We start from the raw sequence: 13,457 nt of genomic DNA on the forward strand, positions 1-13,457 counted from the left end.
CTCCCCCTGAAGAAATGACACTGCCTCGAGTGTAGGGAACCGTCGCGTCACTAGGAGACGAGCAGGACCACCGTGCTGCCCTCGGCAACCGACGAACCTCGCCCGGGCTCGGTGCCCGAGGCGATCTCCAGGGCGAGGGGGAAGTCGGTGACGTAGCGCTTGTCCACCTTGAGGCCGAGGTCCTCGAGGATCTGCGTGGCGTCGTCGGTGCTCTTGTAGCGGACGTCCGGGATCTCGACCATCACCGGTCCGAGTGACTTCACGATGGCGATGTCGTCGCCCCTGAATCCGGTGCCCGAGTTCGGGGTCTGGGAGATGACGAGGCCGGCCCCCACCGAGGCGTTGTGCTCCTCGGTCACGGACACGTCGAAGCCCGCGTCCTCCAGGGCCTTCTTCGCGGCCGCGGCGTCGCGTCCGGTGTGGTCGGCGACGTCGATCGGCTGTGGGCCCTTGGAGACGGTGAGGTCGACCACGGTGTCTCGCTTCAGGGCGGCGCCCACCTCCTGGGAGGCCGCGGTTACGATCCCGGCCGCCACCGATTCGGACCAGGACTCCGTGACCGTTCCCACGAGCAGGTTCTGCGCGGCCAGCAGGGAGCGGGCCTCGTCGACGCCCTTGCCCACCACTTCCGGCATGCCGTAGCGCTCCGGCCCCTGCGACACCGTGATTGTGACGGTGTCCCCGCGCAGCAGGCGGGAACCGGCCCCCGGGTCTGTGGAGACCACCATGCCGGCGGCAACGTCCTCGGAGTAGTCGGTGAGCGTCTCTGCACGCAGGTCGTTGGCGGCCACCGCCGCCAGTGCCTCCGCCTCGGTCGCGGCCACCATCGTCGGGACGACCGTGAACCTCCCTGACATCCACCACCAGGAACCGATCCCCGCCCCCGCGGTCAGCAGCAGCACCAGGACCAGCGCGACGATGCCCCGTCGGCGACGGTGCACGGGGGAGTGGGACAGGTGCACGTTGGGGAACACGGGCGTGCGGCTGAGGCGTGGCTGCCTACCCGAGTCCTCGCCCCTCGGCGAGACCGGGGAACGACGCTCCAGGGGTGACTCCACCCGCCCGCTCGGGCGGGGCCGCACCGGTTCCCAGGCCGGGGCCGGGTGCCGCGTCAGGACTCCGGTGGCGGCCGTCGAGGCGTGGTTCGGCAGCTGAGCCGACGCGTGGCTGCGGGGGTGGCCCGAGGCCGTGGCGCCGACAGCCGCTGCGATCGGGCGCGGCCGCGGCGTGGGGCGGGGCGCGATCGCCTGGGTCAGGTCACCGTCGCGGGCCACCACGGGCTGCAGGCTGCGCGCCAGTTCGGGGTTGTCGGCCTGCGGGTCCTTGAGCAGCGCCGCCCGGACCTCGCGCAGCCGCCTGAGCATGGCCCTGCCGTCGGCCAGGCGGTTCTCGGGATCCCTGGCAGTGCAGGCCGCGACGAAGGCGTCCACGTGGTCGGGGATCCGCCACCCCTTGTGCCCCTGGGCGGCGAACCGCTCCGACGGGGCGGTCACGTCGACGTTCACGTGCCGGTATGCGATCTGGTAGTTGTTCTCGCCGGTGTGGGGCTTGGTGCCGGTGAGCATCTCGAACGCGACGATGCCCGCGGAGTAGATGTCGCTGCGGGTGTCGGGGCGCGAGTGCGTGACCAGCTCCGGCGGCAGGTAGCTCGCCGTGCCGACAAGCACCCCGGTGGCCGTCATCTGCGGTGAGGTCATCAGGCGGGCCAACCCGAAGTCGGCCACCTTGACCTGGCCACGGGTGGAGATCAGCACGTTCTCCGGCTTGATGTCACGGTGCACGAGCCCGGACTCGTGTGCGCAGGCGAGCGCGGAGACGATCGGCTCCAGCAGGTCCAGTGCGTCGACGGGTGACAGGGGTGCCTCGCGGCTGATCACGCGGCGCAGCGTCTCGCCCTCGACGAACTCCATAACGATGTACGGGCGACCCAGTGCCGTGCCCTGGTCGAAGACGCCCACGACGGCGGGATGGTTGAGGGTGGCGGCGGCGCGGGCCTCCCTGTCGAACTTGGCGGCGAACTCGTCGTCCTCGCCCAGGTCGGTGCGCATGACCTTGACGGCGACCGTGCGAGTGAGTCGCTGGTCGCGTGCGCGATAGACCGTTGCCATTCCGCCCCGTGCAAGCTTCGCCAAAATCTCGTAGCGATCGTCCAACACGGTGCCAACCAACGGGTCGTAAGTGCTGCTCATCAAGAACTGCTCCAAACACGGTCGGGGAAGGAGGCCGTGTCAGCCCGTGGGGATGATTCTAGGCACCGGCAGCGAAAGGCGCGCGTTAGGCGCGCCGGGCGGAAGTATCGCACGGGCCACCGACAAACACAGAAATCCGCATCGCCGCCCCGACCGGGGGTCCGCCGGTTACGCTGGGGACGTGACTGCACTGATGAGTCTTGGCTCGCGACTGGCGCTCGCACGCGTTGCGCTGCACGCCCGCTCCGACCAGTCCGACATCGACCGGCTCGCCCCCGTGATCCGGGCGGGAGTGGACCTGCTGGTGCTCGAGGCCAGCGGCGACGACTCCCGAGACGCGGACACTCTGGGAGCCTTCCGCGAGGTGTACGCCCACGTGCCGCTGCTGCTGGCAACCACCAACGGCGACTGCGCTGAGGACGCTTCGGCCGACGTCGTGCACCTGGAGAGGCCGGGCTGGAAGCTTTGGGGGTCCTACCCCAGAGGGCACCAGTGGAGCCTGCTGGGTCGCAACGCCTGCGACGCGCGGACCGTCAGGCGGCCGGGTGACGAATGGCAGTACCTCTTCGTCGGGCCGCTCACTGCCGACGACACTGACTCCCCGCCCTTCGTGGAGGCCGTGTCCCGGCAGCGGCCCTTCAGCAGCGAGGCGCTGCCCTGGTTCGTCCTCGGCGACTTCAGCGCGCAGTCAGTGGCCCCGTTCCTTGCGGCCGGTGCCCGTCGGGTGGCGCTGACCGACGCGGTGCTCGACGACCCGGATGCCGTGGCTCGCGTCGGCGCCGTCAGGGCGGCCGTGGAGCACGCCTGGAGCAGCGACGCCGACGCCAAGGCCTACCGGTTGGCGGCCGCCGGCCTCTGAGGCAGGACACGGGGGCGGTCCCCGCGGATCATTGCGGTGACCCACCAGGTCAGTTCCACCGCACCCATCCCGGCCAGGCCCGCCACGAGGCCCGCACCCATCGCTGCGGTGTTGGAGATGTCCAGGTGGAAGAAGGTGGCCGCGGGCTCCCACAGGAAGATCGCGGCGTAGAAGGCGTAGCCGAACCCCACCAGCGCCAGCCGCCACACGAACCATGGGCGCGATACCACCGCGAGCACCCAGGAGGCCGTCATGATCAGCGCGGCGAGGGTGGCGGTGGAGGCCTGCACCTGCAGGGCGTCCGAGACGTCCCCCAGGCCCCGGGTCACCAAGTAGGTGACGAAGGAGACGGTCGCGATGATGAGGCCGAACGGAATCCCCGCGGCGAGCGTCCGCCGGACGAACCCGGGGCGGGCCCGCTCCCGGTTCGGGGCGAGGCTGAGGAGGAACGCCGGGATCCCGATGGTGAACCATCCCACGATCGTCATGTGCAGCGGCAGGAACGGGCTTGGCAGCCCCATGACCCCCACCAGCAGGGCCAGGGTGGCGGCGTAGACGGTCTTGGTCAGGAACAGCTTCGCGACCCGCTCGATGTTCCCGATGACGCGGCGGCCCTCCGCCACCACGTGCGGCAGGGTCGCGAACCGGTCGTCAAGGAGCACGATCTGGGCGACCGAACGCGTCGCCGGGGAACCGGAACCCATCGCGACCCCGAGGTCCGCGTCCTTGAGGGCGAGGACGTCGTTGACGCCGTCGCCGGTCATCGCGACGGCGTGGCCCTCGGACTGCAGGGCATCCACCATGCGGCGCTTCTGTTGCGGGGTGACGCGCCCGAAGACGCTGCCGCCGTTCACCGCCGCCCGGAACGCGGTGTCGTCGTCGGGGAGGCCCCGGGCGTCGACCGCGTCCTCCGTCGACACGCCCAACTGGCGCGTGACGGCACCCACGGAGGCCGCGTTGTCGCCGGAGATGACCTTGACGGCGACGTCCTGGCCCCGGAAGTACTCGAGGGTCTCGCCGGCGTCGGGCCGCAGCAGCTGCTCCAGCACCAGCAGTGCCATCGGTGACAGGTCGCCCGGCGAGTCGGGCGCGTCGACGACCGCCGAAGCCTCCGCCAGCAGCAGTACCCGGCGTCCCGTCGCGCCGATCTCCTCCGCGCGCCGCGCCACCGCGCCACCTGCCAGGACGTCCGGCGCGCCCAGCACCCAGTTGCCGTGACCGGCGAAGGACGCCCCGGACCACTTCTTGGCGGAGGTGAACGGCGCCCTGCCGATGACCTGCCACCGGTCCCGCGCCGGGGCGACGTCCCCCGCGATGGCCTGCATGGAGGCGTTCGGGGTGGGGTCCGCCGCCACGAGCTGCGAGAGGACCTCGCGGATCTGCTCCTGGTCGGCCCCGTCGACCTGGACGATCTCGCCCAGGGTCATTGCGTTCTGGGTGAGGGTTCCCGTCTTGTCCGCGCAGACCACGCTCACCCTGGCCAGGCCCTCGATCGCCGGCAACTCCTGCACCAGGGCGTTGCGGCGACCCAGCCGGATGACGCCCAGCGCGAAGGCCATCGACGTGAGCAGCACCAGGCCCTCGGGCACCATCGGCACGAGCGCACCGGTCATGCGCAGCACCATCTCCCGCCAGGTGGTGTCGTCCTGGTTGAACTGCACCCAGATGGTCAGCAGGCCCACCGGCACGAGGATGAAGCTGATGAACTTCAGGATGGCGTCGATGCCCTGCCGAAGCTCGGAGCGCACGAGTGTGAACCTGGCGGCCTGGGCCGTGATCTGGGCGGCGTAGGCGTCGGCCCCGACCTTCCGTGCGCGGTAGTAGCCGGTGCCGGAGACCACGAAGGCGCCACTGAGGACCTCGTCACCCATGACCTTCGGCTCGGGGTCCGCCTCGCCGGTGAGCATGGACTCGTCCAGTTCGAGGTAATCGGCCCAGACCACCTCGCCGTCGACCACCACCTGGTCGCCCGGGCCGACGACGATCAGGTCGTCCAGGACCACCTCGTCGCGGCTGATGGTGTGGCGCAGCCCGTCCCGGATCACCGTGGGGTGGGCCTCGCCCACCACGGCCAGCCTGTCCAGGGTCCGCTTCGCCCGCAGCTCCTGGATGATGCCGATGATGGAGTTTGCGATGATCAGGGTGCCGAACAGGCCCTGCGTGACCTGGCCCGTCGCCATCACCAGCACGAACAGGATGAACAGCATCACGTTCACACGGGTGAACACGTTGGCCCGGACGATCTGGCCGGTGCTCCGGCCGGACCGGGCCGGGAGGATGTTGACCTTTCCCTCGGAGACCCGCTGCGCGACCTCGTCGCTGGTCAGGCCCCCGTGCGGGTCATCGGTCACGCTTCACGCTCAGCTCGGCGAGCCGGGTGAGCGCGGTGCGGCCCTCGGGAGTCATCTCCGCGGACCCCAGCGCGGCGAGCGCGTCGGCGGTTCCCCGTGCGATGAGCTCCTCGACGTGGCCGTGGGCGCCGGTGGCCTCGATGACGTCCCGGGCGGTGGCGACCTGCTCGTCGGTCAGTTCCTGGTGGCCGAGCATCGCCTCCAAGGTGCGCCGTTGGGTGGCGTCGCCGCGGTCCAGCGCGGTGAGGACCAGGATGGTGCGCTTGCCCTCACGCAGGTCGCCGCCGGTGGGCTTGCCGGTGGCCGCCTCGTCGCCGTAGACGCCGAGCACGTCGTCGCGCAGTTGGAAGGCGGCGCCCAGCGCGGAGCCGAACTCCCCGAGGGCGGCCTGCAGGCGTGGGTCGTCGCCGCCGAGCGCGGCACCCGCCTGCGCGGGGCGGCGCACGGAGTAGCTGGCGGTCTTGTACTCCAGGATGCGGCGGGCGTCGGCGAGTTCCTCGGCAGGGGTGGCCGACCCGGTGACTCCGTGGGCAGCGCTGACGTCGAGGAACTGCCCGGCGGTCACCTCGGTGCGCATCGACGCCAGCTTCGTGCGTGCCCGCGCCGTGGCCTCGGCCGGCATCCCGGAGTTCTCGAACAGCTCGAGGCTCCACACCAGCAGCAGGTCCCCGAGCAGGATCGCGGCCGCGGTGCCGTAGTCGTCGGCGTCGCCCCGTCCGCCGGCCGCGCGATGGTGGGCGGCGAACTGGCGGTGCGCGGAAGGGATCCCGCGCCGGGTGTCGGAGGCGTCGATCAGGTCGTCGTGGACCAGCGCCGAGACGTGCAGCAGGTCCAGGGATGCGGAGGCCCGAAGCAGCGCCGTCGCGTCCTCGGGATGGCCGGCCGCGGCGACGTGCGACCAATAGCAGAACGCCGGGCGCAGCCGTTTGCCGCCGGCGCTGAAGGTGCGCGCCAGTTCCAGCATCGGGGTGCCGCCGATCTCGGCGACGACGTCTGCCTGACCGTCGAGGAAGTCGGAGATGGCGCCGCCGATTCCGTTCAGGAACTCGGGGCCGAGGGGGTTCGAGGGATCTGGCTGCACGGTTCCGAGTCTATTGGTAGGGACAATCGGGGACATCACCCATCCCCGGGTGGTTGAGTATGGACATGCGCATCGCACTCGCCCAGATCACGGCCTCGACGGATCCGCAGGCCAACTTGGAACTGGTCGGCGACCTGTGCCGCCGCGCCGCCGCCGCCGGAGCGGAACTGGTGGTGTTCCCGGAGGCCACGATGTGCTCCTTCACCGGTTCGCCCGCGGAGGTGGCCGAGCCCCTCGACGGTTCGTGGGCCACCACGGTGCGGGAGCTGGCCACCAGGCTGGGGATCACGGTGGTGGCGGGGATGTTCACCCTCGCCGCCGACGGGCGCGTACACAACACCCTCCTGGTGACCGGGGCCGTGGAGGCGAGCTACGACAAGATCCACCTCTTCGACGCCCTTGGCCACCGCGAGTCCGATGACGTCGCGCCCGGCTCCGAGCCCGTGGTCGTCGAGATCGGTGGCGTCGGCGTGGGCTTGGCAACCTGTTACGACGTGCGCTTCCCGGCGCTGTTCACCACCCTCGCGGAACGCGGCGCGGAGGTGGTCCTGGTACCCGCCGCGTGGGCGCCCGGCCCCGGCAAGGTCCACCAGTGGCGCACGCTCACCACGGCCAGGGCGCTCGACTGCACCTCGATCGTCGTGGCCGTCGACCAGGCGGGCGTCGACGACGTCGAGGTGAGCGGCCCTCCCACGGGCGTGGGGACGTCGATGGTGGTCGCCGCCGACGGCGCGGTGCTGCACGAGCTCGGCTCCGGCCCGGAACTCGTGGTGGTGGACGTCGACCCGAGTACCGTCGGCGAGGTCCGCGAACAGTTGCCGGTGCTTCGCAACGCGGCGGTGCTCAGCGCAGGCTGAGGCGGCGCACGCCCTCGTCCAGGACGGCGTCCTGCTTGCTGAAGGCGAACCGCACCGTGGTGCGCCACTGCTGCGGGTGGTCGCTGAACACCGGCACGGGGATGGCGGCCACGCCGCGCTCGGTCGGCAGCCGGCGGCAGAACTCGACGGCGTCGTCGGCCCCGATGCCGCGGACGTCCGCGCACACGAAGTACGTGCCGTCGCTGGCGGCCGGGGTCAGGCCCATCGCCTCGAGTGCAGCACTGAGCCGGTCCCGCTTGCCCCGCAGCGAGTCGCGCAACCGCGCCACCCACGCCTGCTCATGGCGCAACGCGTGGGCCACCGCCGGCTGGAACGGTCCGGCGCCGACGTAGGTGAGGAACTGTTTGGCCGTGAGCACGGCGTCGAGCAGTGGTTTGGGTGCCAGGGCCCATCCGGTCTTCCAGCCGGTGACGTTGAACGTCTTGGCGGCGCTGGAGACGCTCACGGTGCGCTCCCTCATGCCGGGCAGTGTCCCGATCGGGATGTGGGGCGGTCCGAAGGTGAGGTGCTCGTACACCTCGTCGGCGAGCACGAGGATGTCGTGCTCCACCGCGAGTTCGGCGATGCCGCGCAGCTCCGCGTAGGTGAACACCGTGCCGGTGGGGTTGTGGGGGGAGTTCACCACCAGCATCGCCGTGGCGGGGGTGATGGCGCGGCGCAGCGCGTCCAGGTCGACGCCGAACCGGTGGCCGTCGCGTGCCAGCGGAACGCTCACACGCCTCGCGCCCGCCAGCGCAACCGCGGCGGCGTAGGAGTCGTAGTAGGGGTCGAGGAGGATCACCTCGCTGCCCGGCTCCACCAACCCCAGCACGCCGGCCGCGATCGCCTCGGTGGCGCCGACGGTGACGAGGACCTCCTCGTCGGGGTCGAACGTGCCCGCGCCCCGCGAGTGCCTGTCGTGGGCGACGGCGTGCCGCAGCTCGGCGAACCCCCGGCCAGGCGGGTACTGGTTGTTGCCGGCGGCGATCTGCTCGCGGGCGATCTCCAGCATCCGTGCAGGGCCGTCCCAGTCCGGGAATCCCTGGCCGAGGTTGACGGCGTCGTGGACACGTGCCAGTTCGGACATCTCGGCGAAGATCGTGCCCTGGAAGGCAGCGAGACGGGAGACTGTTCGTGGGCGGTCGGCTGCAGGCATGACGTCGATCCTACGCATCTCATGCTCGGCCGGGCGGTCCGTCGGCGGGAGCGGCTTCTCCTATCCTTGGCCGCATGTCCACCGCCCCCCACGACCCGAGGACCGTCGCCCAACTGCTCGCCGCGGCCGACTCGCCACTGCTGAGCTACGAGTTCTTCCCGCCCCGTAGGAGCGAGGAGGAGCAGAAGTTCTGGACGACGGTTGAGAAGCTGGAGCAGCTGGAGCCGGACTTCATGTCGGTCACCTACGGGGCGAGCGGGTCCACCAGGGACCGCACGATCGAGGCCACGCGCCTGCTGGCCGCCCGTGGCACGCTCACGGTGGGTCACCTCACGTGCGTATCGCAGTCCCGCGAGGACACGGCCCGCACCCTCGGTGCCTTCGAGGACGCCGGCGTGCACAACATCCTGGCGATCCGCGGTGACATGCCCGGTGGGCCGCACGTGCCGTGGGAGCAGCACCCCGAAGGCATCGCCACCGCCACCGAGATGGTGGAGTTCATCAAGTCCCGCGGCGAGTTCTGCGTGGGAGTGGCGGCGTTCCCGAACGTCCACCAGCCGGACAACGACCCGGAGCTCGACGCCCGGATCGTCGTCGAGAAGGCGGCGGCCGGGGCCGACTACGCCATCACGCAACTGTTCTTCGAGGGGCACCGCTACGTCGAGCTCGTGGACCGGGTCCGTTCTCGCGGGTGCGACATCCCGATCATCCCGGGCATCGCCCCGCTGACGGTGATCACCCAGGTCGAGCGCTTCGCGCAGCTCGCCGACTGCGAACTGCCCGCCGACTTCGTCGCCCAGCTGAACGCCGCCGGGGACCCGGCGGAGGTGCGCCGGATCGGGATCCAGCGGGCCGTCGACGTGTGCCTCGAGGTCCTCGAGGCGGGCGCGCCCGGCCTGCAGTTCTTCACGCAGAACCGCTGGATGGCTACGACAGAAGTGATCGCCAGGCTGCCGGGGTACCGGGCTCGGTGACGTCCAGCGTCGTCATCCGCTGGGTGGCGCGGGTGAGGGCGACGTAGAGCACGCGCTCGGCGCCGGGGGCCTGCGCGACGATCTCGTCCGGAGAGAGCACCAGGACGCCGTCGTACTCCAAGCCCTTGGCCTGCAGGGCGGTGACCACGACCAGGCGCGCCTCCAGGGCGGCCAGTTTCGGGTCGGACATGGTGAGCTTCGTCACCGCAGTGAGGCGGGAGGCGGGGACGACGACGCCGACGGTGCCGCTGACCTGGCCGGCCAGCTCCCGCACGTGGCGCAGCAGGTCCGCGTCGAGGTCCGCCGGGGTGGTGGTGGCCAGCTTGGGCTCCACGCCGGTGGAGCGCACGGCCCGGGGGAGGTCCGCCTCGGGGAACACCTTGACGATCACCTTGGCCGCGAGGTCGAAGACCTCCTGCGGGGAGCGGTAGTTGGTGCTCAGCGTGAACGTGCGGCGCGGGCCGCGGCCGACGATCTCGTCCAGCGACCTGGCCGTCTCGTCCTGGTGGGGGTAGGAGCTCTGCGCCGGGTCCCCGACGATCGTCCAGGAGGACTGGGGCCCGCGACGGCGCAGCAGGCGCCACTGCATCGGCGTGATGTCCTGGCCCTCGTCCACGAGGATGTGCGCGAAGGTGCGCTGCGGGTCGGCGTCCGGGTCCTCGACGCGCTCGGAGCGCAGCACGTCGGCCGTGGTGACCAGCTCGTTGACCGCGTCCAACCCGACGAACAAGGGCTCGTCGGAGTCGTCGGGGTCCACCGGTGCGGGGCCGAGGATGTCGAGCAGCTCGTCCAGCAGCGCCATGTCCGCCACTGACCAACCCGTGATCTCGGAGTCCTCGCCGTCGTGCTGCAGCCAGGTGTAGCTCTCCACGAGGTCAGCGCGCTCCTCGGGGGTGAGTCTCGGCGCCACCTGCTCGACGATGCGGGGGTCGGCCAGGCGTGCGAGCACCTGTGGGGTGCTGAGCGCGGGCCACCAGGCGTTCATGAACATCTGCAGGCTCGCCTGCTCACGGATCAGCGACTCGACCTCGTCGTCCCCGAGCTCGACGTCGTCGGACAGCTTGCGGGCCAGCGCGGCCACCACCTGGTCCAGGGCCTGGCCCCGGCCGCGGTTCAGCTTGGTGTGTGACAGGACGTTGTCACGGATCCGGTTCAGCTCGTCCTCGTGGAGCATCAGCACCTCGCCCTTGACCGTCACGCGTACGCGCAGGGTCTCCGGGCCGGAGATCAGCGGCAGCCGCACCAGTCGGCGCAGCACGTCGAGCATCCGGAGGCTGCCCTTGAGGGTTGCGGCCGAGGCACGGTCCACCCGCTCGCTGGCCATGCCGAGGACGTCGCTGGCCACGGAACCGATCGCCTTGAGGGTGACGGAGTCCTCGCCGAGGCTCGGCAGCACGCGCTCGATGTAGTTCATGAACACGTTCGAGGGGCCCACCACCAGCACGCCGCCCTTCTCGAGGCGGGCGCGATTGGAGTAGAGGAGGTACGCGGCGCGGTGCAGTGCCACGACCGTCTTGCCGGTGCCGGGGCCGCCGGCGATGACCGTCACGCCCTGGTACGGCGCGCGGATGGCCTCGTCCTGCTCCGCCTGGATGGTGGCGACGATGTCCTTCATGGTGCGTCCGCGGGCGCGGGTCAAGGACGCCATCAGTGCACCCTCGCCGAGGATGGGCAGGTCGGTCTCGGCGTCGGTGTCCAGCAGGTCGTCCTCGAGACCGACCACCTTGTCGTCGCGGCAGCGCAGCACGCGACGCCGGACCACGCCCATGGGGTCGGTCTGGGTGGCCCGGTAGAACGGCTCGGCGGCCGGGGCGCGCCAGTCGATCACCAGCGGCTCGTACTCCTGGTCGCGCACGCCCAGGCGGCCGATGTGGCGGACCTCGTCGGCGGGCTCCGACATGTCCAGCCGACCGAAGACCAGTCCCTCGTGCTCCGCGTCCAGCACCGCCAACCGCCTGGCCGCCTGGTAGGCGAAGGCGTCGCGTTCGAACAGCGCGGTGCCGTCCTCCTCGCGCATCCAGTTGGTACGGTCCGACAAGAAGATCTCGCGGCCCTGGCGGGCCACCTGCTTCGCGCTCGCCGTCGCGTTCGCGAGGTTGGCGTAGACCTTGTCGACGTGGGCCTGTTCCAGAGCGATTTCTCGGTCCAGGTCATGGCGTGAAGTGGTCAAAAGATTGCATCCTCAACTAGAGACTGACGTACAAGCTTACCCCGCCGCGCCACCGGGTCCGTCAGGAGTCGTACCGGTTGGGATCGGGCAGCTGGTCGCTGCCACCGTGGCCGGGGTGCCGGTCGCGGGTGCGCCGCAGGGCGAAGACCCCGAGCAGCGGGACCACTCCCAGCAACCCGAAGGGGATGTGCCCGAGCACCACGAACGCCGTCACCGCCACGACGACCAGCATGGGAAGGCCGTAGGCGAGCACCCTGTTCCTGCTCCGGTCGGGGAGTCCCGGGCCGGTGCGGACGGCCAGCTCCCTGCGGTGCCACCCCGTCGCGCCGGGGGCGGGCTCGTCCTTGCGGCGGAAACGGCTGGGCCGGGCACCGGGTGACGCGGGGGCCGGAACGACGAGGTCGGAGATGATGGGGACCAGGTCCCCGAGGTGGTCGGCGCCCAGTGCCGCGTCGAGGCGCTCGGAGTGCTCCTCGGCGCGCAGGCGCCCCTCGGCGTAGGCGTTCGCGAGGATCGAGGCGGCGTGGTCGCGGTCCCTGTCCGAGGCGCGCAACCGGCGGCCGGCGCGCCCACGGGGGTCGGTGCTGAAACCGGCCCAGGGGCTCTGCGTGCTCATCGTCCAAGCCTACCGGGGCGGAAGTCCTTGTTCGTGGGCCGGGGGTCCTCGCCGGTGAGGCGCTCGTGCAGTTCGTAGACCGCCAGTGCAGCGCTGCCCAGCTCGGCCCACGGCTCCGCACCGGCGGGCGACGAGGCGGAGGCCCGCAGCACGTCCGAGACCACCGGCGGGCGCCGCAGCCAGTGCCGGGCGCTGCGGGTCTCGAGCCCCCAGGCCGGATCCCTGGTGGGGGCGTTGTGGTCGTGGACAGTGGCGAGGACGCCTCCCGGGGCGGGGCGCAGCCAAGTGGTGACGGGCCGCCGGCCGCTGTGGTCCACCGTCTCCGCGCCGCCCTCGACGGTTCCCTCCCGGAGCTCGTGCACCACCTGCGGTGCCGGCGCGGGTCCGGGGCCGCGGGCGGGGACCAGCGACGTCCGGGCGCGGGCGGGACGGCAGTCGACGTCCGGGGTGGAGGTGCCCCGTTCCACCACCTCGACGCCGCGCTCCGCGAGCCGGGCCGCCAGCAGGTCCACCAGGACGGACGGCCGTTGCGGGACACCGTCGGCGTCCACGAGCTGCCAGCGCCCGAAGAGCTGCTCCACGTGCAGGCGGACGGCGAGCAGGCCCGGGGAGCCGGGCGAGTCCCCGAGGTCCGTGACGACGCGGCCGAGGGGTGCCGGCAGGTCTGCGGCCAGGTCCCCGAGGCTGCGGTCCAGCCACAGGCTGCGGCGCTGCTCGCGGGTGGTGACGGGAGCCACGCCTTCCAGCGCGTGCCGGCGGTAGGCGAGCCAGAGCCCGTCGAGCCCGTCCACCAGGTTCCGCCACCGGGCTGCTGCCCCGGCGCCGAAGGCGGTCGCCACGGCCCGGTGCTGTGCCCCCCGGCCGGTGGGCAGGGTGACGACGGTGCCGTCGGCGAAGCGGTGCACGGCGGCGGGCGCCTCGGCCCACCCCAGGCGGGCCCGGTTGAGCTCGGCCTGCAGGTGGCCGCCGGACTTCTTGAACAGGTCCCGCCAAGTGGCCGGGAGGGAGATGACCTGCGGCAGCGCGTCGACGAGGTGGCCGCCCGGCCCCGGGGCGGCGGCCCAGCGGGTGCCGAGCGCCTCGCCGTCGGTCACGAGGCGGACCCGGTGGCCCAGCCGCGCCAACCTTGCCGCTGCGGCCATCCCTGCGATCGAGGGGCCGCGCACAGTCAGGGTCATGGGGCTGAGGATAGCGACAGCGTCCG

The 13,457-nt window shown here is 71.6% G+C and carries 10 protein-coding genes; 3 read left to right on the forward strand and 7 right to left on the reverse strand.

Going from position 1 to position 13,457, the window contains the following annotated elements:
• Positions 1-50: 50 nt before the first annotated feature.
• The gene (pknB, locus tag FOJ82_RS07090; protein ID WP_143937758.1) at positions 51-2,189 is read right to left on the reverse strand and encodes a Stk1 family PASTA domain-containing Ser/Thr kinase; all 2,139 of its coding nucleotides are present in this window, start codon (positions 2,187-2,189) and stop codon (positions 51-53) included.
• A gap of 181 nt (positions 2,190-2,370) precedes the next feature.
• Between pknB and FOJ82_RS07095 the strand changes: the two genes are divergently transcribed.
• Positions 2,371-3,048 carry a beta/alpha barrel domain-containing protein gene (locus tag FOJ82_RS07095; RefSeq protein WP_143937759.1) on the forward strand — a complete coding sequence of 226 codons (678 nt, stop codon included), beginning with the start codon at positions 2,371-2,373 and terminating at the stop codon, positions 3,046-3,048.
• Here FOJ82_RS07095 and FOJ82_RS07100 read toward each other — a convergent pair.
• Positions 3,021-5,399: an HAD-IC family P-type ATPase gene (locus FOJ82_RS07100; protein ID WP_143937760.1), complete on the reverse strand. Its 2,379-nt coding sequence runs from the start codon at positions 5,397-5,399 to the stop codon at positions 3,021-3,023. The genes FOJ82_RS07095 and FOJ82_RS07100 overlap by 28 nt on opposite strands.
• The gene (locus tag FOJ82_RS07105; RefSeq protein ID WP_143937761.1) at positions 5,389-6,480 is read right to left on the reverse strand and encodes a polyprenyl synthetase family protein; all 1,092 of its coding nucleotides are present in this window, start codon (positions 6,478-6,480) and stop codon (positions 5,389-5,391) included. Before FOJ82_RS07105 ends, FOJ82_RS07100 begins: the two co-directional genes overlap by 11 nt.
• A gap of 65 nt (positions 6,481-6,545) precedes the next feature.
• On the opposite strand from FOJ82_RS07105, the gene FOJ82_RS07110 reads away from it, so the two are divergent.
• The gene (locus tag FOJ82_RS07110) at positions 6,546-7,337 is read left to right on the forward strand and encodes a carbon-nitrogen hydrolase family protein (RefSeq protein ID WP_143937762.1); all 792 of its coding nucleotides are present in this window, start codon (positions 6,546-6,548) and stop codon (positions 7,335-7,337) included.
• Here the strand turns inward: FOJ82_RS07110 and FOJ82_RS07115 are convergent.
• A complete protein-coding gene (locus tag FOJ82_RS07115) occupies positions 7,324-8,493 on the reverse strand; it encodes a pyridoxal phosphate-dependent aminotransferase (RefSeq protein WP_143937763.1) in 1,170 nt (389 codons plus the stop codon). The genes FOJ82_RS07110 and FOJ82_RS07115 overlap by 14 nt on opposite strands.
• Positions 8,494-8,567: 74 nt before the next feature.
• Between FOJ82_RS07115 and FOJ82_RS07120 the strand changes: the two genes are divergently transcribed.
• Positions 8,568-9,467, forward strand: coding sequence for a methylenetetrahydrofolate reductase (locus tag FOJ82_RS07120; RefSeq protein WP_143937764.1), 900 nt, complete (start codon positions 8,568-8,570; stop codon positions 9,465-9,467).
• Here the strand turns inward: FOJ82_RS07120 and FOJ82_RS07125 are convergent.
• From FOJ82_RS07125 to FOJ82_RS07135, 3 genes are all read right to left on the reverse strand, one after another.
• Positions 9,421-11,637 (reverse strand): HelD family protein, encoded by a 2,217-nt coding sequence (locus tag FOJ82_RS07125; RefSeq protein WP_143937765.1) that lies wholly within the window; start codon positions 11,635-11,637, stop codon positions 9,421-9,423. The genes FOJ82_RS07120 and FOJ82_RS07125 overlap by 47 nt on opposite strands.
• Before the next feature lie 61 nt (positions 11,638-11,698).
• Positions 11,699-12,253, reverse strand: coding sequence for a DUF1707 SHOCT-like domain-containing protein (locus FOJ82_RS07130; RefSeq protein WP_143937766.1), 555 nt, complete (start codon positions 12,251-12,253; stop codon positions 11,699-11,701).
• A complete protein-coding gene (locus tag FOJ82_RS07135; RefSeq protein WP_143937767.1) occupies positions 12,250-13,431 on the reverse strand; it encodes an FAD-binding protein in 1,182 nt (393 codons plus the stop codon). The genes FOJ82_RS07130 and FOJ82_RS07135 overlap by 4 nt, the downstream gene beginning before the upstream one ends.
• Positions 13,432-13,457: the final 26 nt, after the last annotated feature.

The organism is Tessaracoccus rhinocerotis (genome assembly GCF_007197885.1).
Taxonomy (GTDB): Bacteria; Actinomycetota; Actinomycetes; order Propionibacteriales; family Propionibacteriaceae; genus Arachnia; species Arachnia rhinocerotis.